At 57.5% G+C, this 26,672-nt stretch carries 18 protein-coding genes; 8 read left to right on the top strand and 10 right to left on the bottom strand.

Going from position 1 to position 26,672, the window contains the following annotated elements; all coding sequences use genetic code 11:
• Positions 1-9 precede the first annotated feature (9 nt).
• Positions 10-984, bottom strand: a complete 975-nt coding sequence (locus K3U96_RS21910) for an endonuclease/exonuclease/phosphatase family protein (RefSeq protein ID WP_230982240.1) — start codon at positions 982-984, stop codon at positions 10-12.
• 370 nt (positions 985-1,354) lie between these two features.
• On the opposite strand from K3U96_RS21910, the gene K3U96_RS21905 reads away from it, so the two are divergent.
• On the top strand, positions 1,355-3,136 hold the full coding sequence (locus K3U96_RS21905) for an SLC13 family permease (protein WP_220691078.1): 1,782 nt from the start codon (positions 1,355-1,357) through the stop codon (positions 3,134-3,136).
• Positions 3,137-3,229: 93 nt separating this feature from the next.
• On the opposite strand, the gene K3U96_RS21900 is transcribed toward K3U96_RS21905, so the two are convergent.
• Positions 3,230-3,754 (bottom strand): arsenate reductase/protein-tyrosine-phosphatase family protein, encoded by a 525-nt coding sequence (locus tag K3U96_RS21900; protein ID WP_220693637.1) that lies wholly within the window; start codon positions 3,752-3,754, stop codon positions 3,230-3,232.
• Positions 3,755-4,661: 907 nt separating this feature from the next.
• On the opposite strand from K3U96_RS21900, the gene K3U96_RS21895 reads away from it, so the two are divergent.
• From K3U96_RS21895 to K3U96_RS21870, 6 genes are all read left to right on the top strand, one after another.
• Complete coding sequence (locus tag K3U96_RS21895) at positions 4,662-6,923, top strand: UDP-glucuronate decarboxylase (protein ID WP_230982238.1); 2,262 nt, start codon at positions 4,662-4,664, stop codon at positions 6,921-6,923.
• A gap of 79 nt (positions 6,924-7,002) precedes the next feature.
• The gene (locus tag K3U96_RS21890; protein WP_230982549.1) at positions 7,003-8,418 is read left to right on the top strand and encodes a sugar transferase; all 1,416 of its coding nucleotides are present in this window, start codon (positions 7,003-7,005) and stop codon (positions 8,416-8,418) included.
• Positions 8,419-8,829: 411 nt separating this feature from the next.
• A complete protein-coding gene (locus tag K3U96_RS21885) occupies positions 8,830-9,807 on the top strand; it encodes an NAD-dependent epimerase/dehydratase family protein (RefSeq protein WP_220691076.1) in 978 nt (325 codons plus the stop codon).
• Positions 9,808-10,632: 825 nt separating this feature from the next.
• Positions 10,633-11,916, top strand: coding sequence for a glycosyltransferase family 4 protein (locus K3U96_RS21880; protein ID WP_220691075.1), 1,284 nt, complete (start codon positions 10,633-10,635; stop codon positions 11,914-11,916).
• The gene (locus tag K3U96_RS21875; protein ID WP_220691074.1) at positions 11,913-12,911 is read left to right on the top strand and encodes an NAD-dependent epimerase/dehydratase family protein; all 999 of its coding nucleotides are present in this window, start codon (positions 11,913-11,915) and stop codon (positions 12,909-12,911) included. Before K3U96_RS21880 ends, K3U96_RS21875 begins: the two co-directional genes overlap by 4 nt.
• Positions 12,912-13,213: 302 nt before the next feature.
• Positions 13,214-14,248 carry a glycosyltransferase family protein gene (locus K3U96_RS21870; RefSeq protein ID WP_220691073.1) on the top strand — a complete coding sequence of 345 codons (1,035 nt, stop codon included), beginning with the start codon at positions 13,214-13,216 and terminating at the stop codon, positions 14,246-14,248.
• 87 nt (positions 14,249-14,335) lie between these two features.
• Here K3U96_RS21870 and K3U96_RS21865 read toward each other — a convergent pair whose 3' ends face one another.
• From K3U96_RS21865 to K3U96_RS21845, 5 genes are all read right to left on the bottom strand, one after another.
• Positions 14,336-15,430 carry a glycosyltransferase gene (locus tag K3U96_RS21865; protein ID WP_338156833.1) on the bottom strand — a complete coding sequence of 365 codons (1,095 nt, stop codon included), beginning with the start codon at positions 15,428-15,430 and terminating at the stop codon, positions 14,336-14,338.
• Positions 15,423-16,412: a polysaccharide pyruvyl transferase family protein gene (locus K3U96_RS21860; RefSeq protein WP_220691071.1), complete on the bottom strand. Its 990-nt coding sequence runs from the start codon at positions 16,410-16,412 to the stop codon at positions 15,423-15,425. The genes K3U96_RS21865 and K3U96_RS21860 overlap by 8 nt, the downstream gene beginning before the upstream one ends.
• Positions 16,413-16,661: 249 nt before the next feature.
• Positions 16,662-17,369, bottom strand: a complete 708-nt coding sequence (locus tag K3U96_RS27175; protein WP_220691070.1) for a sulfotransferase family 2 domain-containing protein — start codon at positions 17,367-17,369, stop codon at positions 16,662-16,664.
• A 48-nt stretch (positions 17,370-17,417) separates the two neighbouring features.
• Positions 17,418-18,884: an MATE family efflux transporter gene (locus K3U96_RS21850; RefSeq protein WP_220691069.1), complete on the bottom strand. Its 1,467-nt coding sequence runs from the start codon at positions 18,882-18,884 to the stop codon at positions 17,418-17,420.
• Positions 18,885-18,957: 73 nt separating this feature from the next.
• On the bottom strand, positions 18,958-19,911 hold the full coding sequence (locus tag K3U96_RS21845) for an NAD-dependent epimerase/dehydratase family protein (RefSeq protein ID WP_220691068.1): 954 nt from the start codon (positions 19,909-19,911) through the stop codon (positions 18,958-18,960).
• 643 nt (positions 19,912-20,554) lie between these two features.
• Between K3U96_RS21845 and wzy the strand changes: the two genes are divergently transcribed.
• The gene (gene wzy / locus K3U96_RS21840; protein WP_220691067.1) at positions 20,555-21,943 is read left to right on the top strand and encodes an O-antigen polysaccharide polymerase Wzy; all 1,389 of its coding nucleotides are present in this window, start codon (positions 20,555-20,557) and stop codon (positions 21,941-21,943) included.
• A 407-nt stretch (positions 21,944-22,350) separates the two neighbouring features.
• Here the strand turns inward: wzy and K3U96_RS21835 are convergent, their stop codons facing one another.
• The 3 genes from K3U96_RS21835 to K3U96_RS21825 all read right to left on the bottom strand — a co-directional run bounded on the left by K3U96_RS21835 (position 22,351) and on the right by K3U96_RS21825 (position 26,633).
• Positions 22,351-23,154 (bottom strand): ATP-binding protein, encoded by an 804-nt coding sequence (locus K3U96_RS21835; RefSeq protein ID WP_220691066.1) that lies wholly within the window; start codon positions 23,152-23,154, stop codon positions 22,351-22,353.
• Complete coding sequence (gene istA / locus K3U96_RS21830) at positions 23,154-24,767, bottom strand: IS21 family transposase (RefSeq protein ID WP_220691065.1); 1,614 nt, start codon at positions 24,765-24,767, stop codon at positions 23,154-23,156. The genes K3U96_RS21835 and istA overlap by 1 nt, the downstream gene beginning before the upstream one ends.
• A gap of 423 nt (positions 24,768-25,190) precedes the next feature.
• Entirely contained in the window at positions 25,191-26,633 is a 1,443-nt protein-coding gene (locus K3U96_RS21825) for a tyrosine-protein kinase domain-containing protein (RefSeq protein ID WP_220691064.1), read from the bottom strand.
• Positions 26,634-26,672 lie beyond the last annotated feature (39 nt).

The following is a 26,672-nucleotide window of genomic DNA, read 5'->3' as shown; positions in this document are numbered from 1 at the left end:
GGTGACGTGTTACGCGGCCTTAGGGTCAAGTGGGACTTTGATAGTCGCCAGCAGTGCGCGGTGGTCGGAGCCAGTGATGTTCACCCTCCGGATCGACGACGCAGCGGCGTTCCGGGTCAACACGTGGTCTATCACGATCACGGGTGGAAACCATTTGTTGGAGGGGAATGTTGGCGCGAAGCCTGCCCCGGTCTGTTCGACGGCATCGCGGTACCCGTTAGTCAACAGATCGCGGAACTGACGCATATCCGGGGTGCTATTGAAGTCTCCAGCCACGATGACCGCTGCGGGTCCAGCAATTTCGGCGAAATGATCCAGGCCGTTCTTGGCGTCGGTAATGCTGTTTCGCCATCTATCGAATGAACCCGCTTCGGCGGTGACTGGGGAGGTGACGTGCACGCTAGCGATAATTGGGTTGAAGCGTACCTGTGGAACACGCACCCGCGCCGCGATGAGCGCGTCGTCGCTCCTCTGCGCTGGCTGCACTGCGGTCAGCGGGAATCGGCTCCAAAGACCGATTCCACCAGCGTTGGGTGCGGGCTTAAGCACCGAATATGGGAACGTGTCTTCGATGCCGGCTTGCGAGAAGCGTCGGGACTCCTCTGGTGTCAACTCCGCCACCGCGATGAGATCCGCCTTGTCCTTGGCGAGTTTAACGAATGACGAAGCGTCCGCACGGCCCTTCCGGAGGTTTGACGAGAGAACGCGGATTTCGGCGTGCGGCCCGACATCAGCCTGCCTTCCGAAGTAGTACCAGGGCACCTGGGTTGCCAGAATCGCCGCCACGACGGCCATGGCGATGATCGACAGGACGAGCCGTCGGCACAGGAACAAGAGCATGACGCCCAACAGTGCCAACCAAGGCACATAGGGTGAACTCACGGCAGCGACGAGTTCGACGACGTTCGAAATGGCACAGGCCCGAAAATGCAACGAGACGATTGAGAACGCGAGAGCTGCGATTGCTAGCACTGTCAGGCGCACACGAAGCCTGCCGGACAAGGAACGGAATGTCCTTTCTGCTCGCAGTCGGGGAAGCCACCAGTCGACCGCACCCAGCTGACTGGGAGCCACCGATCGACCGGACATACGTACTCATGGACGCGCTCATGGACGCGCCCCGCGCGAAGCTCGTCAGGCTATGCGCATCACATCCTTTTGAATCTACCGACGGATCGAATTGCCTCTGAACACACGTCATCTGCGGTTTGGATGGTGCAGTGTATACGGCGAGGTTATAGGTAGTTTGTCGGTTAACTTGACTCAGCTATGCGATATGCGTGGGAAACACCGATTAGCGGTGTGTATTGGGGGAGGTGTCCTCGCTCGTGGGCGGGCTACAGGGGCGGCGAACATGACGTTCGATGCCTGGATCACCCTTGGGGTGGTGATCGCGGCGGTGGCGCTACTGGTGCTGGACCGGTTCAACCCAACTTTGATCATGGGCGGCGCCGTGTTGGTTCTCTTATTGGCCGGTGTACTCGATGAGGGGCAGGTTCTCGATGGGTTCGCGAACGAGTCATTGGCGATAGTTGCGGCGCTCTACGTATTGGCCGGCGCAGCAGACGTTACCGGAGCGTTCGACGGGGTGACATCGCGCTTGTTGGGCAACGGCGCGCGATTGCGACCGTATCGCGAACTCATGCGAGTCTGTGGACCGTCTGCCGCGGTATCGGCGTTCATTGCCAATACACCGTTGGTAGCCATGCTCGCGCCACGCGTCGTCCGCTGGTGTCGGCGCACTGGGCGGTCACCATCGCGCTACCTGATGCCACTGAGTTACGCCATCATTCTGGGTGGGTCTATGACCATGATTGGCACGTCGACCAACCTGTTCGTCAACGACCTCATCGATAAGGCAGGACTCGGCAGACTAAGCGTGTTCTCGATTACCGGGGTCGGCCTACCACTCGCCATCGGCGGGGTGGGCCTCTTGGTGTCCTTGGGGCCCCGCCTCTTGCGGGAGCGTCACACACCGACGGATCGACTGGCGGAGCCGGAACGGGAATTCACGGTGGAGATGACAATTCCCGCGAATAGTCCGCTAGCTGGGGCCACTGTGGGCGAAGCTGGTCTACGGAACCTCGACGGCGTCTTTTTGGTGGAGATTGAGCGGTCAAAGAAGGTACTTGCTGCCATCGGCCCTGACGAGCCACTCGCGGTTGGGGATCGGCTGGTGTTCGTCGGCAACCTGGCTCGGGTTTTGGACCTACACCGCATGGCGGGACTGGTCTCGGCAGAGGCGCGCCACTTCGATGATTTGGCAAAAAATCCACAGCGCCAGTTCGTCGAAGCCGTTATCAGTGCCGGGTCGCCACTGGTGGGATCGAGCTTGAAGGCGTCGAGCTTTCGCCGTCGGTACGCATCGGCGGTCGTTGCGGTTCATCGGTCCGGTGAGCAGTTGAAGGGCAAACTCGGAGACATGCGCCTGCGAGCAGGCGACGTCCTCTTAGTGATGGCCGGACGCGATTTTACCCAACGCTATCGCCAGCATAAAGACTTCGCTGTCGTAGCTCCGCTCAACTGGGACCGACCCCTTCGTAGCGAGCACGCCAAGGTGGTCGAGATCTGCATCGCTGCCCTACTGATTGTGGCCGGAACCGGATTAATGAGTCTGTTGCAGATATCGCTGTTCCTAGCATTCGGACTGATAGTGGCCAGGATTGTGACTCTTGAAGACGCCCGCCGGTCCATCGACGCCAACGTACTTCTACTGATGGCGACGAGTTTCGGTATCGGGCTGGCGGTGCAAAACAGCGGCCTTGCCTCGACGTTGGCGCATCTGGTGATGAGCGCCGCTGGCTCGCTCGGAGCCTATGGGCTGTTGGCCGCTGTTCTCGGAGCCACCATGCTCGTAACGGAGGTAATTTCGAACACTGCGGCGGCGGCACTCATGTTCCCGATCGCGCTCGCGATTGCCGATCAAGCAGGCCTTAACGCTATGCCGTTCGCCGTCGTGATTATTTTTGGGGCGAGCCTGTCATTCTTGACGCCGATCGGTTATCAAACCAATACCATGGTGTGGGCAATGGGTGGCTATCGGTACACAGACTTCGCCCGTTTAGGTGCGCCCCTGACTCTTCTTGTATTACTCGCCACCCCAGCATTGGTCCCAATATTCTTCCCATTTCATTGAGCTATCATTAAGCGTGCTGCGCGACTCTGATGAATTCCCGTTCGACAGTGTCTTGCCGGACTAGTAATGGGGTGGGCAGAAAGATGGCATCCATCAGAGATGGCCGCGACGGAAGAGCTCAAGAATCGGTGGCAGGAGATTAGCGATCTGTGACCCGACGGTCGCATGAAACTCCGCGTTTTCACCGATCGGGTCGGGGATGTCCAGACGTCTGTCGGCGGCAATGTGTGAGCGAAGCCCCGCGAAATCAGCAAGGTGTCGTGCGTTGAACTCCGAAACCATCCGGGCCGCTTCGTTAAGCGTGAAGGTTCTATGGAGTTGGCGGGGGGCGAGCTCTAGGGCGGCGTCGCGGTGTGCTCTCGTCATCGTCAGCAGAAGGTCAGCATCTGAAGCGATTCTTGACGTCAGCTGCCGAGCGGCGAAGTTGGAGGCTGCACCGCCCAGCTGCTCCAGGATGCGTGCCGCATCGTCGTGTATCGGATGCCCGACAACAGCGCGTACCCCAGCACTGGACGCCCTGAAGTTTGGGATGTCTACGCGATTGGCGTACGCAACGGCAAGCCGTTCGGCCAACGGCGACCGACAGATATTTCCAGTGCAGATAAATAGTACGTGCAGGGCTTCTCCTTATCTCAGCGCGTTGTCTCCTCTACGCGGGCATTGAACAATGCAAGGGTCGACATCAACGTTCCTTCGTGCTAAGCGATCGATTGCATCGGCCGTAAAATTGCGTACGCCACGAGTGACCGCAATGTTAACTCGACGGCCGGAGCGGTTGTCCGTCCCGAGGGTCCGATTCCGGTAGGCACGGCCGCTGGTCTTCGTCGAGCAAGCGAATCGGGTCACCGAGCACACACTTACTCTTAATGCGCACATCGCGTGCGTAGGGGTGCCACACTGCGCTGTGACGGCAGCAGAGGTCAGGCTAGCCACAGCATCTGAACGGCATACTTCCATTGGTGCGGCAAACGGCGTCACCGCCACTGGGCAATGTCATCCACGGTGGTTCCGCAGCCCGGTATGGCACAAAACCTTGATATTAACTTTCTGGTAAACCCCGGATGTCTCCCCAGCGGCAGCTAACATCAGTTTTCTCAGGCATCCGCATGGTGGCGGGCGCAGGAACCGATCGACCGCTGGTTCGGTCGTTTTGCTCGAGAATTCGGGCGGCTTGTTAGCTGCTGAATTTTCGGTGACGTCCGCGTCAGTTCGAGGGGGTGGCGGCAAAAGATAGGGAAACCCCTGATACCTAGCGGCGCGTTCAGTTAATATGCTGCTTGTTGGTAGGGGACGACGGTAGGCGCGCGTAACCGCGCTGCGGGGGCACGAGTCGACGTCGGGATAGGGAGTTTTTCAGCGACGACGCCGCTACGGCTCGGCTACCTCGGTACGCGGGACGCTTGTGTATCCCGATTGCGCGGAAGCGGCGAGTGGCCTGAGGGCGGATTTAGGGGGAAGTATGCGGCGACGGGCAGTGTTAACTGGGGGTGCCGGGTTCGTCGGCTCCCACCTTGCGGAACGTCTGTTGGCGTGCGACATCGATGTCGTATGCCTCGACAACTTTGTGACAGGGACAAGCGAAAATGTGGCCCACTTGCAAGGCCACGACGGCTTCCGATTGATGAAAGTCGATGTTAGCGATTTCATTTCGATTCCTGGGCCCGTTGACTATGTGCTCCACTTCGCGTCCCCGGCGTCACCGGCTGACTACGCCGAGTTCCCAGTTGAGACCTTGAAAGCGGGATCGCTCGGGACGCTGCACACACTCGGTCTCGCGAAGGAAAAAGGCGCCAGATACCTGTTGGCGTCAACATCGGAAACGTACGGCGACCCCCTTGTTCACCCGCAGCCCGAGAGCTACTGGGGCAATGTGAATCCGGTCGGGCCCCGCTCCTGCTACGACGAGGCGAAGCGTTTTGCTGAGGCGCTGACAACCTCATACCGCACGAAGCATGGTGTTGATACCGCGATTATGCGGATCTTCAATACCTATGGTCCGCGGATGCGTCCCAATGACGGTCGCGCGATTCCAAACTTCATTAGCCAGGCGCTATCTGAGTTGCCTCTAACTGTCCATGGCGATGGCGGCCAGACGCGATCGGTGTGCCACGTCGATGACCTGGTCGAAGGAGCGTTACGGCTACTGTTCTCCGATCTGGCAGGCCCTGTGAATATCGGTAATCCGCATGAGATGACGATTTTGGAGCTAGCCGAACTCATCCGTGAACTGACCGGATCGAAGGCTCCGTTGGAGTTTGTTGACCGACCGCAGGACGATCCATCGCAGCGCAAACCTGACATCACGCTTGCACGGACAAAGCTGCAATGGGAGCCGAAACGTGACGTGCGCGAGGGTCTGCTGGAGACTATCGAGTGGTTCCGAAATCTTGCCGCGCATCCGGCGCTGGCTGGCTCGTCGTGTTCGCCGCTGAAAGCCCATGTGAGGCAAGACCTTCGAGCCCGCAAGGTCGCAGTGATCGGCACAGGTTACGTTGGCGCTGTCACGTCGACCTGCTTGGCATCTATAGGTCACACTGTTTGCGGTCTTGACACAAACTCAGCCCGTGCTGGCCAACTGAATAATGGCCAAACGCCTTTTCACGAGCCAGGGCTCCCGGAATTACTGATGACAACGTTGTCGACTGGCCGGCTCCGGTTCACCGATAGCCACGCCGAAGCGTTGTCAGGCGCGGAGTTTGTGTTCCTCTGTGTGGGCACCCCACCAGGCTCCGACGGATCGCCGGACTTGACCCAGTTGGAGAGTGCGATCCAATCCTTGGCTCCGTACCTTCGGGCGGATGCGGTCATCGTTAACAAATCGACCGTGCCGGTTGGCTCGGGTAACTGGACTCGTACCATCCTCGAGGACGCACTAGAGGGAAACCGACAGCTGTCCTTCCATGTCGTATCGAACCCTGAATTTCTTCGCGAGGGCTGCGCCATCGACGACTTCCTTTACCCGGATCGTATCGTGTTGGGAGGTGCCGCCCCAGATGTCAGCCGCGTAGCTGATCTGTATCAGCCGGTGCTCGACCAATCATTCGACGGCGGGCGTCGCAGTATCAAACCGTCCTTGATCACAACCGAACTTGCCTCGGCGGAGATGATCAAGTACGCAGCGAACGCGTTTCTGGCCACGAAAATCAGTTTTGCTAACGAGATGGCGCAGCTGTGTGAGCTATTTGGGGCAGACGTCCGCGAAGTTCTTCCCGCTATAGGAGCCGACCACCGTGTTGGTAATGCGTTCCTCAACCCTGGCGTAGGGTGGGGGGGCTCCTGCTTCGGTAAGGATGTCGCAGCCTTGATCTCTACGGGGCAAGAGTATGGATACACCTCTTCGATGCTGCAGTCGACGGTAGAGATCAACAAATTGCAGCGCGCGAGCGCGATACGCAAGCTTCAGCGAGAGTTGCATATTCTCAAGGGCCGCAGAATCGCGCTGCTTGGACTGACATTCAAGCCAGGAACGGACGATCTGCGCGACGCACCAGCCTTAGATATCGCTCGACGGCTATTGACGGTCGGTGCGACGGTCTCAGCCTACGATCCAGTCGTTAAGGCGTTACCTGATGAGTACGCCGGCGTGCGCCTTACACCCGATGTATACGATGCGGCCGACCGGGCCGACGCGGTGGTCGTCGTAACGGAGTGGCCAGAGTTCCGACAGATTGATCCTGCTGGCCTGCGTCGTGTCATGCGCGGTGATCTCGTTCTGGATGGTCGAAACTGTTTGCCCGAAACGGACTTTGTTGGATCAGGGCTACGACTGGTCGGCTTCGGCTGGTAACTGCGTTTATGCACTGGGGGAGAGAATGACTATCGAAGTGACACCTCCGAGGGCGGGTGGGCTGGCGGGGCAGTTCACTGTGCCTGTACCGCAGCGGGTCGAGAAGGACTTCACATCACGTCTTGAGGCGCCTAAATTCGGTCGCCGGCATCGGTATCTTCTGCAAGCTTCCGATTTGGGCACTCTCACGGCCTCCGCCGTGCTCGGTGGTGTTGCGCTCAGTCAGTTGAGCCCTATGCGCGCCGGGGACTTAGGTCTTCGAGAAATCGCTCTCGCCGTGGTCGCAATGGCCATCGCGTTGCATGTACACGGGTTGTACCGGCGGCCGGCTTCTCGGTTGCGCCCCAGTGGATGGTGGCGGCCCATGGTGATCGCACGTTGCGTGCCGACCGCCGCTTTACTCACCCTCGCTGCTGGTGCAGTTTTTCTCGAGAGCGGCCGAATGACGTTGACATCAGCGGTCGCAATGACGTTGCCATCTGTGGCATTGGTTCCACTTGGTCGGCGAGTAGTGGTACGCATGTTCGATCCCACTGTGACTCGGATATTGGTGGTTGGGACCGGCCCGATCAGTGATCGACTGACCTCACGGCTCCGAAGATGTCCCGACACCTTAGTTGTCGGACACGTTGACGATAATGTGGCACGAGGCGCGAATGTTCTCGGAGGACTTGCTGATTTACCGATTGTGTGCGCGACTTACAACATCGATCGAGTCATCATCGCATTTCCAAACACCAGCGATGCCATTGTGTTGGAGGCGCTTAGACAGCTTCAAGGTCAAGTGCCGGTCTCGGAGATACCCCGATACTTTGAGTTGCACAACTGGCGCAGCGAGGCTGAAGAACTTCACGGTCTGACGCTGATGCACTTGCCGATTGTGTCGCTAGCAGCAAGCGAGCGAATCATAAAGCGCTTCATGGATGTAACGCTTGCGTCACTTTCGCTCATGGTTGTATCGCCGATACTGCTCATGGTTGCGATGGCGATCAAGCTGGACAGTCCGGGACCCGTGTTTTTCCGCCAAGAGCGTGGTGGTCAGGCGGGCAAGCCGTTTCGGATCTTTAAGTTTCGTTCGATGACCGCGGATGCATGGCAGCGGCGTGGCACGGTCGCGCAGCAAAACGAAGTGGACGGACCATTGTTCAAGATGGCAGAAGATCCGCGCGTCACCCGCGTCGGGGCTTTCATACGTAAGACGAGCCTCGACGAACTGCCTCAACTTATTAACGTGGTCCGAGGAGAGATGTCTTTAGTGGGACCTCGACCTTTGCCCATGGAAGAAGCAGACCGTATCGACGGTGCCGCGCTTGCGCGCCTCGACGTCAAGCCGGGGATCACGGGACTCTGGCAGGTCTGTGGCCGAAGTGATCTCACGTACGCAGATCTTCAGCACCTCGACTCGGCCTACGTCCGGTCGTGGTCGCTGATGTGGGATCTCCGTATTATCTGGCAGACACCAAGAGTGGTATTTGGACGCAATGGTGCCTACTGAGATCGGCTAATAGACACTTAGACCGCCATGTCCGGCCATAGAAGCAGGTGGAACACGATATTCCGTACCAACTTGGTTTTACCGGGAAATACTTGTCGTTTAGGGCCATCTCGGCATGCTCCTCGTTCAATGACGAGCAGCGCAACGGCCACTCGTGCGCGTTGCCTATACGAACCGCGTTTTATTGCCGATCGATCGTGGGCATAAAGTACACCCAGGATGGGAGAGTTCAGCGGTCCTCCTCGACCCTTTCTAGGCGGGATGTGCTTTGAACGACGAAATGCGGATTTTTTCTTTTTCAGAACGCTGTGAGGCGACCCGTCCGATCACGCGTTGGGTTGCGGAGTCAACTTCTGAGCGCCGATTAATCCAGATAGAAGATGCGTCCCACCTATCAGGATTAGCACCGCGATGACCATTAATGATGAAGCAGTTATGGTCACCGGTAGCGCAGGTTTCATAGGGAGCTCTCTAACAGCATCGCTTAGAGAGATGGGGCGCTCTGTCGTCGGCGTTGATCGTGTTTCGGAGCCTACTGCGGTTGATCAGATGATGTGCTGTGACTTGGCGGCCCTTACAGAGGAAGACCTCCCTATCCGAGAGTGTCCGTCCACAGTCATTCACCTTGCCGCTGTGTGCAGGGAGCCCGGTTATCCCTGGCGGGAGTACTACGCAAACAACGCTGAGGCGACTCGCCGGCTTTGCCAGGCCGCCGACCGGAGGGGAGTGCAGAACATCATCTTTACCAGCACAATGATGACTTTTGCGGCTGGCCCCTGGCGCCGTTCAGAGAGCGATTTCTGCGATCCGGATACAGCGTACGGCTGCAGCAAATTGCAGGCCGAAGAGATACTGCGAGCTTGGCAAACCGCTAAGCCCGGCCGCCGCTTGCGCATTGTTCGTCCTGGCGTAGTCTTCGGGCCGGGGGATCAAGGCAACATGAGGCGATTGATCCATGCTCTACATCGGCGCCGTTTCGCGTTCATTGGCCGCGAGGATACCGTGAAGGGCTGCATCTACATCAGCGATTTGGTAAGGCTGCTGGTCCGGTTGATTGATGACGACGGGCCTCACGACACATATCACGCGGTCTATCCGGAACCGACGACGATCCGCGACATTGTCGATGCCATCAACCATACGTGGGGCTGGAACCGACGACCGCCTACGATTCCTTACCGTGCTGCTATGGCGGCCGCAATGCCGTTTGGACTGATCGATCCGACAGGAAGACGGTTTGGTGCTCATCCGAGGCGCATGCAGAAGTTGCACCTCGATACCAATATCAGCTCTGACCGTCTGGCCGATCTCGGATTTCGGCTGCAGTACTCCCTCTCAGACGCATTTGCTGATTGGCGAAACAAATGCGGCGATGGACTGCCCACTTGACGGCACGCTAATCTCAGCTTCAATGGCGGGACTGGCCACCCGCGACGCAGATTGTGCGATGGTTGACCTGAACCCGCTCGGTGGTTGGCGAAGCGACCGGAGCCGCCTCCGGCAATTATCGAGCCGATTTGCTAGTGACTTGCGAAGCGTCGCGTCGTCGACCGTACTCCAGGTCGTTCGGTAGGCCGGAAAGCATAGGAGAATCCCTGATTCACCGCCGACACTCGGTTAATATATTCTGATCGAGTGAGAACACCGACTGGGCCGCTGTAGCTGCAGCGCGGCCCGCAAACTAGGGCCTAAGGGGTCGGAGTTCTCAGCGACACCGCCGTCGAGAGACGGCTTTTGGGGGTAAGTATGAATTCTGGGCGAGCCGATGCTCGCCGGCGGCTCTGGCAGTCAGGGGCATCGAGAATCATATCCGCCGTTGAACGGATCCTGTTGAAACCACGATCGATGTCGATGGGCGACACCTTGTCAGTCGGCATAGAAGAGTCCCAGATTTTCCAACTCACTGTTCTTGGCGATTTAGATTGCTACATCGCCGCGACAGCGACGAGCATTGCGGGGCACGTCAGCCACAATACGGTTGGTGTGCACCCATTGGGCCACCGTGTCCTATGCTAAGCCATCTATTGCGCTCCGCAGACCTACCCGCATGCGACCTTGATCACCTGGCCGAGCGGCGCTTCTTCAATATAGAAAATGTGCCCCGACGTGTCGTGCAAATCCGAAGAATAGGCTATCGCGGTCTAGCACACCAACCTCAACGCTACGGCGCGCTTTAAAACGGTAGGAAGAACTTTCAAGAGATCGGTAAACGAAGTGAAAATCGTTGTCCACGACTTTGTCGGTCACCCTGGTCAACTCCAGCTCAGTCGCGAGCTGGCCCGGCGGGGCCATACCGTGGAGCATCAATATTGCCAGTCGATTGCGACCGGACGGGGTGCGACGAGTCGCCGTCAGGACGATCCCGTCTCATTTTCAATTAAAGCAATATCTCTAAGGGGCGAGTTCGCTCGGTATTCACCGGTACGCCGAGTCTTCCAAGAATTGAAATATGGGTGGTTGTCGACGCGCGCAGTTCTGACATCACGGCCAGACGTCGCGATATTCGCAAATGTTCCGGTTCTACCTTTATTGATAGTCGTGATTGCTTTGCGAATCCGTCGAATTCGCTACATCTTCTGGTGGCAGGATGTGTACAGCGAGGCCGTGGGAACAGCTGCTCGCCGAAGATTCAAAATGATCGGGGGAACGATTGCTTGGCTGGTAGATCGTGTCGAATATACGATCGCGCGGGGCGCCGCTGCGATCGTGCCTATCACCGATGCATTCGTCGACCGTCTCCGTACCTGGGGTATCGGCTGCGAGAAAGTTCGTGTCATTCCGAATTGGGGTGCCTTAGACGAGGTGCCTAGCAGACCGCGGATAAATGAGTGGTCGACTTTCCATGGGCTGAACGACGTTACCGTGGTGATGTATGCAGGGACTCTTGGGCTTAAGCACGATCCCTCTCTCATCGCCAAACTTGCGCGGAACGCGCCATCCGACTGTCGTTTCGTTGTCGTCTCTGAAGGTAAGGGCAGAGCATGGTTAGAAGAAAACTGTCGCGATATCGACAATCTTATCCTCATGGATTATCAACCCTACGAACAGCTGCCAGACATGCTCGGCAGCGCTGATGTTCTCCTCGTGCTGTTGGAGGCTGATGCGAGTAGGTTTTCGGTCCCGTCGAAGATCCTCAACTATCTCTGTGCCCGGCGGCCAGTCCTCGCGCTTCTACCCTTGGAGAATGCTGCGGCACACATGTTAAGGGACGCCGAGGCGGGAATCGTCGTGGTACCAGAGGAAGCCGCGGGCGCCACCAGTGCGATGTTCCGCCTACTTTCTGATCCCGAACTTCGAGAGCAGATGGCAGCAAGCGGACGCCAATACGCTGAACGCACCTTCGATATCCGCACTATCGGGGACAACTTTGAAAAGGTTATACGCTTTGCGTTCGGCCAGGGTGACTTGCTTGAATGTGATGACGAGCCTGATCTCACCGCTGAAATAACTAGCAAAAGAAATTTAACTGAAAGTATGAGTGGACAGGACAAAAAATGAGCATTAATGGTGAATCGGTACTGGTAGCCGGGGCTGGTGGCTTCATCGGAGGCCATCTGGCAGGGGCGCTGGCCGAGCAGGGCGCAGTAGTGCGCGGAGTGGACATCAAACCGCTCAGCGATTGGTACCAGATTCCGTCGGGTATGGAAGCGCGACGACTCGACCTCTCGAAAATTGAAGATTGCACGCAGGCTGTAGAAGGTATAGAAACTGTCTACATGCTGGCAGCCGACATGGGCGGCATGGGCTTCATTGAAACCCATAAAGCCGACTGCATGCTGTCGGTTCTGACGAGTACTCATATGCTCATGGCGGCCCGGGATGCAGGCGTGAACCGGTATTTCTATTCAAGTTCGGCTTGTGTGTACGCAGCGGACAAACAGGTCGACGCCAATGTGACGGCTTTGAAGGAAAGCGATGCCTACCCCGCCATGGCTGAGGATGGCTATGGATGGGAAAAGTTGTTCACTGAGCGAATGTGTAGGCACTTCCGAGAGGACTTCGGCCTAGAAACGAGGGTGGCCCGTTACCACAATGTGTACGGTCCAATCGGCAGTTTTGAGGGAGGCCGGGAAAAAGCGCCAGCAGCGTTGTGTCGCAAAGTTGCTGAAGCCGTGCTCAATGGACGCCACGAAATAGAAATATGGGGGGATGGCGAGCAGACTCGCAGCTTCATGTATATCGATGACTGCGTTGAGGGTACGATGCGAATTGCAAAGGGTGGCAGTCCAGAACCCGTCAACTTGGGCAGCTCCGAGCTCGTCAGCATTAATCAGTTGGTCGATATAATTGAGAAAATCGCTGGGGTAGCTGTACGACGAAATTATAAACTAGACGCACCGCTTGGGGTTCGTGGCCGCAATAGTGATAATACGATGATTCAACAGATTTATGGCTGGGAGCCATCGACTCGGCTTGTCGACGGTCTAGAGCGTACATACCAGTGGATCTATGATCAATTCGCCGCTCGCCGGGGTAATTGCGCTGCTGGATAGCAATCGTCGACAGGCTGATAACGGACATAGCATTGCGTTTGCTAGCGATGTAGATTGCTCGAGGTGCACTCCACGGCGTTTTCATGACAATCGTTCTGCGCAACAAACGTTGGGGGTTCCGGGCTTCGGGCAGGGGTCGTCCGCTGTCGGGCGATTCCGAATGGAGAAGTGTAGCGATGGCGTACGAAAAGGCTTCACGTGGGCCGACCAGCGTGCTTGCGATTGTGCACCCGACGGAGCGGAGTGGGTTGCACACATTCTGGTCAGCGCGCTGGGCATCGTTACACCGAGTCGGGATCGACGTGAACTTACTCTTGCCGTGCGAGCTGAAAGGATTTGTGCCCAAGGGCATCCCGGATGACCATATCCACTATGCGAACTTAAGTCGTCCGCGTTCGCTTAAGAACATAGGTGCGAATTTCAAGTATCTGGCTAATGCTCGAGCGGATGCGCGATCGCTACTACACGTAGCGCGCGAAATCGATAGTCATCTACTACTTTCACACGGGCCGCATTTCCTGACGGCGGCGATCGCGGCTCGCATGTCGGGGCTTCCGTTAGCGGTCTTCATACACAGTGCCGCAGCGCCTTCCTGGTCCGCTCACGCACTCCGGTTGATCCGTCGTCCCGACGTCGTCGGTTACGAGTTACCGTCGACCAAGAATCGGTTCGCGCCGCTCTTTCGTAGCAGCCCGTCATTTCAGCTTGCCCCAGTGCTCGATCCGGGCTTCGGACCGTATGTCGGTCGAATGGCGCCAGGCTCCAAGATCCGTGTCGGCTTTGTGGCAACGTTCTCACCGCGCAAGCGCGTAGACAAGTTTCTAGCTCTCGTCGACCACCCCGATTCGGTGGCGTTCGACTTTCGCCTGATTGGATCGGTCGCTTCTGACCAAGCCGGTTGGTGGGCAGAACACTTGCAACCTCGGGTCGAATTTCTCTTGAAGAGCGGACGGCTTGAGTGGATTGACGGTTCTATGGGCGTATCGGATGCCATGGGAGATCTAGATTTCCTGATCATTACCTCTGATGATGAGGGAGTTCCAAATGTGGCGATGGAAGCGTTGTCCCAGGGATGCGTTGTCATCAGTCTCGGACTGGAAGGTCTTGGCGTGCTTCGTGATCGGCTACCCACAGAAGCTCGCGACTCGATTCGACAGGTGCGACGCGGGAAGGATGAAACCGACAGAATTATCGAGTGTCTAATAGATGCCGGCGTCGTTCAACGCGCAGCAATCTCACAGGCGACTCGCGCGGCGACATCGCCAGCGAGGGGTGTCGAACCCATTGCGGCAGCACTGGAAAGTTCCGTCGGAATACCAAGGAAATCTTCTAGGTAACTACTGGTTTCGTCCCCCGATCTTTACGGATTGTTCGAAACCAAAGTGGGCTCTATATGGTTGTACTCTGCGAGGTTGCCCATGCGCCTAGTCGAGCAGTGGGCTTTGAGAGCTCCTAATCGTGTGTCGAAATGCGTCGAGGTACTCGTCGGCTACCCGTGTCGGAGTCCGCGCTAATAAGGCGGCACGCGCATCCGCGAGGGTATCAGGAGCGCCAGCATCGTAAGCAGCCGAAATGATGGCGTCGGCTGCAGTTTGTGCGTCAGCGCCAACGTCGACGACATATGGGTAGTCCGCCCCCACGATTTCCAAATGCTGCGATATCCCAGAGACGACCACCGGCACGCCTGTCGTGATCGCTTCGACCAGCACATTGGGCATACCTTCGTAGGTACTGAGGGTAACGAGTAGATCCGCTTCGGCGAGGTGCGGCTGAAGGTCGGGTACGAAGCCGGTGAATTCGATGGTTTCACCCAAGCCGGCGATGCGTGTCCGGCGCTCTAATGACCCCCTTTCGCTCCCCTCTCCGATAATGCGGAATCGCAGATTCGGATCGCGCGCCGACGCGGTTATGAAGGCTTCCAGCGTTACACCGACGTTTTTCTGCGCTTCCAGACGGCCAGCGAAGACAACGAGCCGCGTGCCAGAGAATCGCACATGGCTATTGCGAGATGTTCCTGGAGCGGTCACGACGTTTCCGATTACATACCGATTCCCGTTTGGCTGCAACGCGGCCCAATATGCATCGCCCGCTGATGAATTGCTGATGATGGCGTCTGCTCGACGCCCCACCCAATTTCTGAGCCGAAACCTCCACTCATTGCGATAGAACGAATTCCTCTCCGTCATTATCCACTTAGTATCGCGTGACAGCATGCGGATGAAATAACTCGGAACGTCGCTGGCCTGCAGCCAAGAGATCAAGATTTGCGATTTCGTCTCGCGAAGAAGACGTGCCACCCGCGGGATTACCATTGGATCGAAGTTCGAGCGTAGGCGGATGTTGCGTACTTCGATACCGTCGGTCGAAAGCAGGTGATCGTGCACTCCACTCGCTGTGCGAACTAGCGTCACGTGAACATTTGGCCGCGTCCCCAGCTCGTTTAAAAGCATTATGCATTGTCGTTGAGCACCACCGTCAGCAAAAGATGGTATGAAGAAGCAGACTCGGAGTTCAGTCAATCGGTTCTACTTTCATCGCGTCAAGTACTTTCGGGTGGTATGCCTCTGCGACAACGTGCTTGCCAAGCGCACGGCTGGCGAGAACGACGTGGTAACGGGCTGCGGCGATCGCGGCTGCCTTGTCGATGAAGTGCAGGGCGGCGTCCGTATCCCCGTGATAAACGTGTGTTTGGCCAAGGCGCAGGCCGGCCCTATTGAGGTGTCTGGCTATCGTATTGATCGCATCGATGTCGGACCCACCCTTCTGCTTCCCGGATGCAAGAAAGACGATTCGATGCACGCCTGTTGCTGCCGTCAATTCGGAAAGGTTATCGACCCACCACTGTGTGTCATAGCGAGCGAAGGCGGGAGCCGCGACGACGTACGAATCCGTATCCGGGGATGCAACCACAGGGTGCTCGCTACGCCATTGGCGGAGAAAGGGCAATGCCAAATCTTCAACCAGCGTCGCAGTTCTGCCACAATCTGACACCAAGTCGCGTGTTACCTTGTCCCGCACGGAAATCGAGTTTTGGAGCTGGCATATCCATCGGGCAAGTAGGCGGGACATCCGCGTCTCGAGTGGCCCGATGCCAATGGCTTCCATATCAGATCTGGCACCTGCGGCGCGGGCAAGAACTGCTAGAACGAGAAAGGCGGCAAGGAGTCGGTACTGGCGGCCAGAAGGCGTGTCCGCTAAGAATTGCAGATGCGTACCGCCAGGGATCACTACGCGATCGGCTCGCTGTATCGCGCGCCAATAGCGCATCAACGAGAAGGGCTCTGCGCTCATACCCGACTCTCGCAAAACGTCAGCATTCTGCTGACAAAGAATCTTGAGTTCCCCACGAGGCAACTGTGCAGCTAGACCTCGCAGCATGAGGTCGTCCCCAAAATTTCGGCCCCATAAGTTACCAACGATGACTGTGCGAACAATATCCATGCGTTCAGTCGACTGCTGCATTCCACCCCTGTCCTGACCGCCGCCCGCATGACGGCTCATGCGGCAACGGCCGCGGCTTGGTGTACCCCGAATCCGTAACACAGCCTTGATGACTAACAGCCGACTGCTCGACAGTTGTTTCCTCGGGTAGCACATATGTGCGCACTCGCGAAGCCCTCAAATCAGCCTTTGAACGGTTGCGCATCGGCCAAGACGCGACGTGCCCCAAGGTATCGTCGTCAGGCGGAAGGCCGTTCCGGACAGTTCTGTGGTCGCCGTAGCGGCGCCACGGTATAGAAGTCACCGTTCTCACCACCAGCACCTCGAGTCAAGCGAACCGTCGAGTTGGTAGCCGTACTCTGCGAAGTCGCGTGCGAAATGAGCCTGGATTAGCCGACGGGTGCTACTTTTAAGGCTCTGAGGATCTCCGTTGCGGTCGTTCGATACTTTCTGAGGTTCGGTTGGCAACTCGCCCCGAATGCCGAGGATTTCGTCTAGGCGTGCCCGAATGCTCTCGAGGCCATCTTCCAGCCGGTACACGACCGGGTTCCAGATTGAGAATTCGACCTGTGGTCTTAAATGGTTATCTGAGAAGAACGGATCGCGCGAGTAGCGCAGTAACGCGTACCGGCACCAAAGATCCATGCTCAACCACTGGGTGATAGCACCGTCCCTAAGCTTGGGGCGCCGGCTATTCGGCGATACGGTTGCTCTCATTCTATACATAGTTCGTTGATGGCGGTATTCGCTCAATAACCGTAAAATTGGATGCCGCACGGTCATGAATACGAAATCAAAATTGTGTTCGCGGCTCTCCGCATTGGAGGTCGAGCCCAACACCTGTTTAAGCAATTCACCGTGGAAGTGCTGTGGCGTGCACGGGAGCGTCAATCGCTGCGTGGTATGTAGTGTGACGCTGCCTCCGTACGATCGCAGGAGGTGTTCAACCGACGTTCCCCCCGTTTTGGGCACATGGATATAGAGGATTTGCTTCTTGCCAACGGTGAGTACTGGCATCTCGATCGGCCTCCAAAGTTGCTCCGTAGGGACTCGTCAAGGTTTTAGCTAGCGACGCAAAAGCTTCACCCTGGTCGGAGGCGATAGTGCCGTAAAAAACACGAGGGGGACAAGGACCGCTGAAGAGATTGCCCCGAATACGGCCAACTCGATCAAGCCTTGCGGTTGCACCAAGCTCGTCGCGGTAATAGATGCTCCCAGGATTGCGACAGTCATCGCCGCGCGCCCGACCGGCCAGGATGAGCTGTTAACAGTGTGGTTTGCGAGAACCGGAAAGCCGATGGTGCCGAATACTCGCACTGCGATGATCGTGATAAACATTAATTCGACCGATCCTGTAAGCGCAAAGGCCACACCCGCTCCGGCTATAGCTCCAAGCGTCATAAGCGCCCCCAAAATAACCTTCTTGCCAATTTCTAGGCCGGTGTCTTGAATCTGTGCGTCGGTCCGAATGATCGCGAATTGAACGAACGCAAGCGTCATTAGAACGTTCACCCCGCGACCCATGTACTGCCCGCTGCCTACCCACACATCCACAAAGGCTTCATTGAAAAGAATTACTAAACACCCGATGCCGGTTGCGAGCGCGAGAGTGAGCTCGCGCGCCTCTCGAGCGATCGTGCGCGCATCCTGCCACTCACCGTTGCCGATTGCAGACCCTAGCTTGGGCATAAGAGAACTGGTTGTGAGTTGGCAAACCGATAAGGCAAAGACCACGACGTAACTCGTGAAAGTGTAATTGGCGACGAACGTAACACCCGCAAACGCACTCAGTACGATCAACTCCGTGGCCAGAGACAGACGGATTACGAACGTCCAACCAAGGACCCAACCACTGAACTTCGACAGACGGCCAATGTCGTAACGGCTCGGAGTCGCGAGTCCCCACCATGGAACTCGCTTACGCAGCACAATAAACGTCAGAACTCCATTAATGCTCGTTCCTACCGCAATCGCCGCGGCGACCCCCTGCAACCCCAACCCCAGGACGGCTGCGCAAACCATGCCGGCATTGGTAACGATGAAAACAGCGGTTGTGACGTTCATGGAGCGAAAGCCTTGGTTCGTTCCAACTAGAACCGCGTCGGGAACCGCGGCGAGCGTCACCAAAATTACGTTGAGGCCAAGGATAGCGCCAGCGAAGTAAATCATCCGCATATCGTTTGGGGGCACGCCCTTCACCACGGCGGGTAGGAGAACGACGATGGCAACCAGAACTGCAATTAGAACGGGGGACCAGCAGAGGAGGACGACCAGAGCTGCGCCGATGTCACGCCGCTTATCCGCATCATGTGCACTCTTGGAACGGTGGGCGACAACCCATTTGAGAGACTGCATAGCCCCTCCGTTGGCGGCCGAGCCGACGTCGAGCAACCGCTGGATGGCCTTCCAAGCACCGAAGTTCGTTGCGCCTAGGGCGCCGAGAAGCAATGGGTTGACGATAAGACCGACGACTGCTGTGACACCCGTATTTAGGTAAGACGACAGAGCATTCTTTTTGGCGTTACTTACCATTTCGATGTCTGTCTACTCGTCACGCGATGCTCGCGACGGTTGGAAATCACACAGAATTTTAAACCCGTTCCACTCAGCGGTATCCGGCGGCAATGACTGATTTCATCCATTCGACTTGGGAGCGCAAACCTTCGTCGATTGTCGTGAGCGGTCGCCATCCCGTCGCTTCGCTCAGTGATGAGCTGTCACCACTGGTGCGTCGAACGTCACCCTGAACTTGGGGCAGTCGTCGCACTGTAAGTGGCCTATCTGTGATGGATTCTAGGACGTCCAGAACCTCATTAACAGAGCAGCTGCTGCCGCCGGATACGTTGAAAACGGAACCAAGGTGGGCGTTCTTGTCGGCGACAGCTAGGTTCGCTGCAACGATGTCATCCACAAATGTGAAATCTCGGACCTGCTCCCCATCCCCGTAGACGTGTATATCGCTTCCCTCAAGGGCGGCTCGTATGAAGCGAGTGAAGGCCATGTCAGGGCGTTGCCGGGGGCCATACACGGTGAAGTACCGGAGCGACACCGTTCGCACACCAAAGTTGTGCGCGTACAAAGTTGCAAGGTGCTCGCCGGCCAGTTTGGTGACGCCATATGGGCTTCGCGGCTGGGGCAGAGCTAGCTCCGTAGTCGGATACGACTCGGCGGCTCCGTAAACCGAAGACGAAGAGGCGTAAACAACTAGCGGAGAGCGATGCGAGGCATTCACAGCCTCGAGCAGGCGCTGCGTCGCTCCAATGTTCGACGAAACATAGGTAGCGAATTCGCGACCCCAAGACTGACGGACGCCCGGTTGTCCCGCCTGATGGAATACAACATCGACGTCTAGTAACGATTCCAACGGGATAGTGTTGAGGTCACCTTCGACAAACCGCGCGCCCCTCCGCGTTAGGTTATCGGCTGTGGCTCGCTTTAGCGCTGGTTCGTAGTAGTCAGTGAGGCTGTCGACGATCACCACCTCGTCTCCCCGGGCTAGAAGGGCTCCTGCGAGATGTCCGCCGATGAAACCTGCGCCACCCGTCACCAATGCACGCACAATGAACTCCCCCTCGTTTCTGCTCAGAATAATGGAGCGCGAAGCCGCCCACCCTTGTACCACCGGGTCTCGGGCGATGGCTCGCTAACTCCAGCTCCGGTCCTTGCGTACCGATGACGTCGGCGGTCCAAACGCGGACCACCAGATGAATTCCCCTGCGTAGCCGGAACTAACCTGGATCCGTACTTACTGCACTACGATAATCAGACGACGAGTGCCCAGCGTCGAAAACGGGGAACATTTGCTGGTGGGGGTTGACTTGATCGAACTGGCGGCGGGTTGCTCTCGATCATAGGGGCGCGGCTGTACGGGCATGACGTGGCAGCAAGCTTCGTTTGCCGGGGGCTTGGCTACTGGTCCCGTTAGTGCTTAACGTCCCTAAGCGCCTACTTGATGCTGACCGCCACAAGCGTCACCGTGATCGGTGGTGAGTGATTTACGAGATGGGAAGTACCTTGAGAAGGATAGTAGGCTCGCCGCCAGGCCATAGGTTCAGTCGCTCTCTGCCGCGAACCGATCTATCTATAGAAATCGTGAATAGATGATGGCTGAAAAGAGCGCACTCGCGGGGGTCGGGCGCTCACGGCGTATTAGGATCCCTTGGCTCGAGATCTGGCTAATTCTAGTTTTGATTGTCGCGTATATGGCCGTTCCGAAGGGTGCAAATGCAGCTATCATCTGGAGCTGCCTATTGGTGCAGTATGTGTTGCTCGTAGCGTCAGTTTGGCGGCCTATAACCATTTACCGCGACATACCTACGTATTTTTCCGCTGAGTTCCTGTTTCTCTTTTTCGCATATTTGATTTTCTTCTATCCATACCAGCTTCATGTGCTGGGAATCCTCGACGTCTCCCAAAGCCGCTATTTTCCCGGGAACGCCTTTCCTGAGCAGTCGAACCATGCGATAATCTTATCGCTGGTTGGTACCGTGGCGTTTCGCGCCGGAACAAATTTCGTGCAGTCGGCGTCGCATCAGTCTCGTCCAAAGAAGAGGCGGCTCGATTCATTAACCGTTGAAGACCTCACATTTCCGGTCTTTGCGCTACAGCTTGTATTGATGGTCGCATATGAATTTGTGGGACTTAAAGCTGCCGGCGAAGGTAGGTACTCCGATGCCGCTGTCGGCGGAGCGCTCGCTGACGGAATATACCTATGGATCACGGTCCTAGCGATGGTGACATTTGCTTTAGTGGCTTTCCCCTCCACTAGTATCGAGCCTCGGAGTCCGATTTTCCTGTGGTTGGCGGTGCTCTTGTCAACGGTTTGGGCGGTACGGATTCTACTAGCCGGAGACCGTAATTCCTTTATGCTTATTGCTATTGTGGCGGCGGGAGGAATACTTACTTTCCGCTTCCGTGGAGGCCGTATGGCACTTGCACTCCTGTGCGCCTTCGGACTCACATTGTATACTGCAATTGCGCAGTTGCGATCAGAGCGAGTGGACTCACTCCTTGACTTCGTACTTAGTGGCGGACCATTAAGCACCGCCGCCGGCGATCGTGACACAAGCTTCAATATCACAACGATTACCTTGCGTGCCGCGTTAGCGAACGTACCGGAGAATCTTGACTACGGGTATGGAATCTACAAGCTGATTGGCTTCGCGGGGGTCGTTCCATTTATCCGCGGAGTTTTGATTCCACCAGAAATGTCGTACATACAGTCGTCGGATGTACTGACGGATATCCTCTTAGGTCCATCAGCCTCATGGGGTGTCGGTTCGAATGTAATCGTTGACGTATACCTAGATTTTGGCCTAGTCGGTGTGCCCATTCTGCTGTTCGCACTCGGACTGGCGATGAAATATGTTCAAAATAGTGTAGCCCGGTCTCCCGCTTCGTTATGGCGTGCTGTGTTTTACCTGGTAACAATGGCACTCGTAGCGGAGACTCCGCGATACTCGCTGGCCTTTCCTGTCCGGCCCCTATTATGGGTACTACTCCTTTTTGGGGTGGTCTCATTATTGTCTAGTACCCTAGATTCGCGTAGAAACAGAGCGCAAAGCCGCGTTCGAAGTCCGAGAAAACTTTGAAGGACGTGGAACTCGATCCGTCTCAGGGTTTGCACTTTCACTCCGTCGTAGAGCCGACGGTGTCTATGGCACTTCTTCCTAAGCTTCACGATCGCCGCTGGCGTCTCGATCGGGGCTCGTAGCGGCTGGTTGCCATTCGGGGATTGCGACTCATCTCATCAGGCGGAGTAGTTGCGCAACTCCTGGATTTTGCGTGACTAGTTGCGAGCCGGCCTTTGGGAGACCTCGCAGCAACTATCATGCCGGGATCGCGCCAGACGGTAGCCGTACAGGGGGATCGCGACGTCAGAGTTGATGCATTCACAAACCTATTCAGCGCTTCGGCGGCCGTCTACCTTCGCATGGGTGTCATTCGCCAGGGTGATGGGACCACCGTTTAGCCACGAGGTAGGGACCACCTGTTTGGCTCAACGGGGATGATCTGTGGTTGACGGCGAGCTGTCAACTGAGGGCTTCTGGCGTTGCCGGTAGGACGGCCCCTCGATGATGAGTTCGTGCGCGGTGGAGGTAAGTCGGTCGACGGCGGATTCGGCGAGCATCGCGTCGGTCATGACCGACAACCATTCATCGGGTCCACGATTTGAGGTCACAATGGTCGCGCTGCGTTGATGTCTGGCGACAACCAGTTCGTAGAAGTCGGCGGTGGCTGTAGCGTCGAGCGGTTGCAGTGCGAAGTCATCGATAATCAGCAAGCGCACTTGCGCGAGTCGCCGTATCTCGGCTTCGGTGCTGTTGTCGAGTCGAGAAGCTCTGAGCCGCTTGAACATTGCATCAGCACGCAGCATCAGTGTCGGGACTCGTCGACGCACCGCAATGTGGCCCAGCGCGGTCGCGAGGTGAGTTTTGCCGACGCCGACCGCCCCGAGGACCACCGCACCGTGGGCGGCGTCGAGGAACCGCAGACTGGTCAGGTCGGTCCACAGGGTCCGGTCGTAGCGCACCGCAGCATCTTCGTCCCAGGTGTCTAGACGCATGGTGGGATCGAGGCCGGCGATGCGGGCTCGCCGCGCGGCGGAGCTGGTGTCGCGGCGGGTGGCTTCGTCGGCGAGGACCAGTTCGAGGAACGCGGCGTGGGAGAGGTGCTGTTGGCGGGCCAGGGCGAGTCGGTCGGGCAGGGTGTCGAGTATCGGTGAGAGTTTGAGTTGGCGCATCGCCTTCTTCAAGTCGGGTGAGATCGGATCAGTGACAACCTCTTTGGCAGGCTTGGTCATCACAGCCCCTTCTGATCGTCGGTGGTGCCGCCGTCGATGACCTGCAACCATTCCGGCCGCGGTGTGGGGCGGTAGTCGCGGGGATCGCGGGCGAACCGGGCTGCAGCCAACCCGGAGGCAGCCCGCGGCGGCGGGACGGGGCTGTTCTCGATGGCCTGCTCCAGCATGGCGGTGATCTTGGTCATCGAGACGACATCGAGATCCAGGGCGCGCGCGCAGGCGGTGTCCACCGGGGCGGGGCCGTAGCGTTTGACCAGCCCGAGCAGCCGATACACCTGACGCATCCTGGTCCAGGGCAGATCGTGATCGAGCAGGCGTTCGGCGTAGATGCCGATATTCGGGCCGTGACCGGCTGCGGTGGCGATGAGCCGGTGCAGATCGCGCATCGCGTATCCGGTCTTATCTGCGGGCAGATCAGCGGGGTCAGTAGAGCGGGTCCCGGCGGGTTGACGTGGGTGAGTCTTCACCAGCTGTCCGCGATGGTAGAACTTGGCCAACTCGCCATCGGCCCGCGCCGATAGCGTCTGGCCGCGCAGGTGGTGCGGGATCGAATACAACGCCTTGGCCAGCTGGACGTGATAGTCGCGGGCCACTTTGACCTCGGCATATACCGGCACCACATACCGCAGCGTCGGAGCAGCCAACAGTGCCGGTGCCTCCCGGTCGGCGAACACCACCGCCGGCTGGGCGCAGGTGGTGCCATGGATACGCAGACCCGCTTTCTGGGCGCACCACAGCTGGGCGCGGTGTTGGGCGTCAGCGAGGTCGCTGAACTCTTCGCCGGCGAAGAAGTTGTTGCGCACGTACTGCACCATCCGCTCCACACGCGGTTTGTCTTGTGGGTGGGCCACCCGAGCCGGGTCGGTGGCGAAGCCGCGGGCCTGGGAGTATTCCAGCCACCCCACGGTGAACCTGGGGTTCACTGAATCTGCATGGGCAACAACCGTTCCCATGTTGTCGGGAATGAGGACTTTGAAGACACCGCCGAAGAAATCCCAGGCTGCTTCGCAGCCGTCGATGACCGCGGTCAGGGTTTGGGAAAACGTCAGCCATACGAACATGTGCCGGGAATACACCGCGGTGAAGATCAGCGCATGCACCACCCGACGCCTGCCCGTCGCAGTGTCAAACAGCATGCCCATCCGGGCGAAGTCGATCTGGCATTCCATCCCGGGTTCGCCGTCGACGACCGGCACCGTCCCACCCCGGCGCCGGCCCTGATACTTGGTGTGTTCCTGGCAGTAGCGGTGCAACGTGCGCTGCGGAACGATCACGCCCTGGCGGGCCAGCAGGTCACCGATCTTGACCACCGTCAGGCCCTTGTCGACCCACTGGTTGATCTGACTATGGTTGGTGCACAGCACTTCCCACACCGATCCGTGCCCTTGCGGCCGGTCCGGGCGCACCACGGTGACCACCGCGCCGATCAACGCGTCATCGAGCTGATCGACCCCACCGGCCCGGTCCAAGCCAGCAGCCACCGCGGCCTCGACATAGCGCCGCGCAGTTTTGCGATCCACCCCAGCCTGGCTGGCCACCACCCGCAGTCCGTGGCCAGCCAGCCACGTCCGAAGCACTTCACGAATCTCGACCACAGAAACCTCCCGAAACATCCGCGGACCCCTTCACATGACTTCGATGTGAAGCGATCCGATCCAGCTATCGAGCGGCCCCCGACGCGACACGCCGGTGGTCCCATAACTGGCAATCAGGTGGTCCCATGACCGTGGCTAAACCCAGCTCAAACCGGTCCCATCACCCTGGCGGGCGACAGCATGGGCCGACGCCAAAGGACAGAACTCGTGATCTTGGTTCCTAGCGCCTACCGTCACACACCACAGTAGACAGAAGGGTCAACGAGGTGTGAAATAGCCATCAGATAATTCTGAAAGCATTGGCGCAACCCATAAACAAATCCACATATTGGTCGCAGATCAGCAACCACGACTTTGTCAGCTGCCTATTGCGTGGCTCGACGAACGAAGGGCCGTATGAGCGGTTTCCAACCCGCGCTAATAATATTCCGGTGCATCAATCTAGACGCGATGGTGTGCCGATCGGTTGCGTCCTAACCACCTCAACACTTTGGGCCCTCGTCTATGGTCATCCGACGCGGATGGAGTTCCCATTTCGCCGTAGGTGTAATAGTTGTAGCTATAGGAAGCAGTTCCCCGAGGCGGCGTCATCGTGAAGACAGCTCCGAGCAACGGGGCGCCAACGTCCTGGAGCGTTCCAACTGCATGCGCTACCTGGTCGCGCTTAGTCTCACCGAACCGCACCATCATCAGTACACCGTCCACGTTCGTTGCCAATATCGCGGCATCTGTCACGGCGAGCAAGGGGGGCGAATCGATTACGACGTAGTCGAATTGACTACGGAGTTCATCCAACACCTTCTTAGCTGCTAATGACCCGAGCAGCTCGCTGGGATTTGGTGGCAAGGTCCCTGAGGCGAGAACCGTCAGTCTCGGAAAACTCGTCTTTTGTAGAACCTCATCGAGCGTTGCTTGTCCCGTCAATACGGTGCTGAACCCAACCGAACTGACCAAACCGAGATAAGAAGCTAGTTTGGGACGCCGCAAATCACCTTCGAGAAGGACAACATTGTATTCGGCTTCTGCCAAGGCCAACGCGATGTTGATCGCCGTGGTTGATTTGCCCTCGCTGGGCATAGAGCTTGTGACGGCGATCACGCGTGGGGGATTATCCACGGCTAGAAATTGCAGATTTGTCCGGAGCTTACGAAAAGATTCGGCAATAGCAGAATTATCGTTCTCGAAGGAGATTGCAGCTTCCTTCCGGCGCTCCTTATCGAGAGGAACGCTGCCGACAAGACCAACGCCGGTAACTCCTTCTAGAGTCTCCCGGTCCTTAACAGTGTTGTCGAGCAGATCTCGCAGGAGTGCAAGACCAACTCCTAATAGAATGCCCAGGGCGAGACCAACCAGAAGGTTCCGGGTGACTCGTGGAGACACAGGTTCATTGGGAATCGATGCGCGTTGCTCAACGATAACGCGGGCATCGGGTGCGGTTCCATCCGGTGGCGTTTCCAGTTCGCGCACCATCACGACGAATTCGTCGGATAGTGCATCAGCAATGTCGCGCGCCCTTACCGCGGACTCATCATGTACCGACACATTTATCAAAACTGTATCGGCCTTTGCGCTCGCATCGACATTCTCGCGGAGTTCTCCAGCGGTCATATCCAAGTCGAGTTTGTCGATAGTACGTTGGGCCAGGGTTTCCCCCATGAGCAACTGTGTATATGAGACCACGCGTTCCTGGGAGAATCGGTTACCTTGATAGGTCTCGGCGAGCGTTGAGCCTGATGCGGTCGATACAAAGAGCCTGGTTGAAGCTTCGTAAAGGGGAGTAGTAAGCAAATTGACCGCCACGGCCATCAAAACGGAGATAGCGATCGTAACGCAAATGAGTACCCACCGGGTACGTAGAACTTTTAGGAAGTCTTGAATAGTCAACGACAGCCTCTCAACGATTCCCGTCGGATGGTGTGCATC

Origin of the sequence: Mycolicibacterium holsaticum DSM 44478 = JCM 12374 (genome assembly GCF_019645835.1) — a bacterium.
GTDB classification, from domain to species: Bacteria; Actinomycetota; Actinomycetes; order Mycobacteriales; family Mycobacteriaceae; genus Mycobacterium; species Mycobacterium holsaticum.
This window is presented reverse-complemented; position numbering and strand designations above follow the sequence as displayed.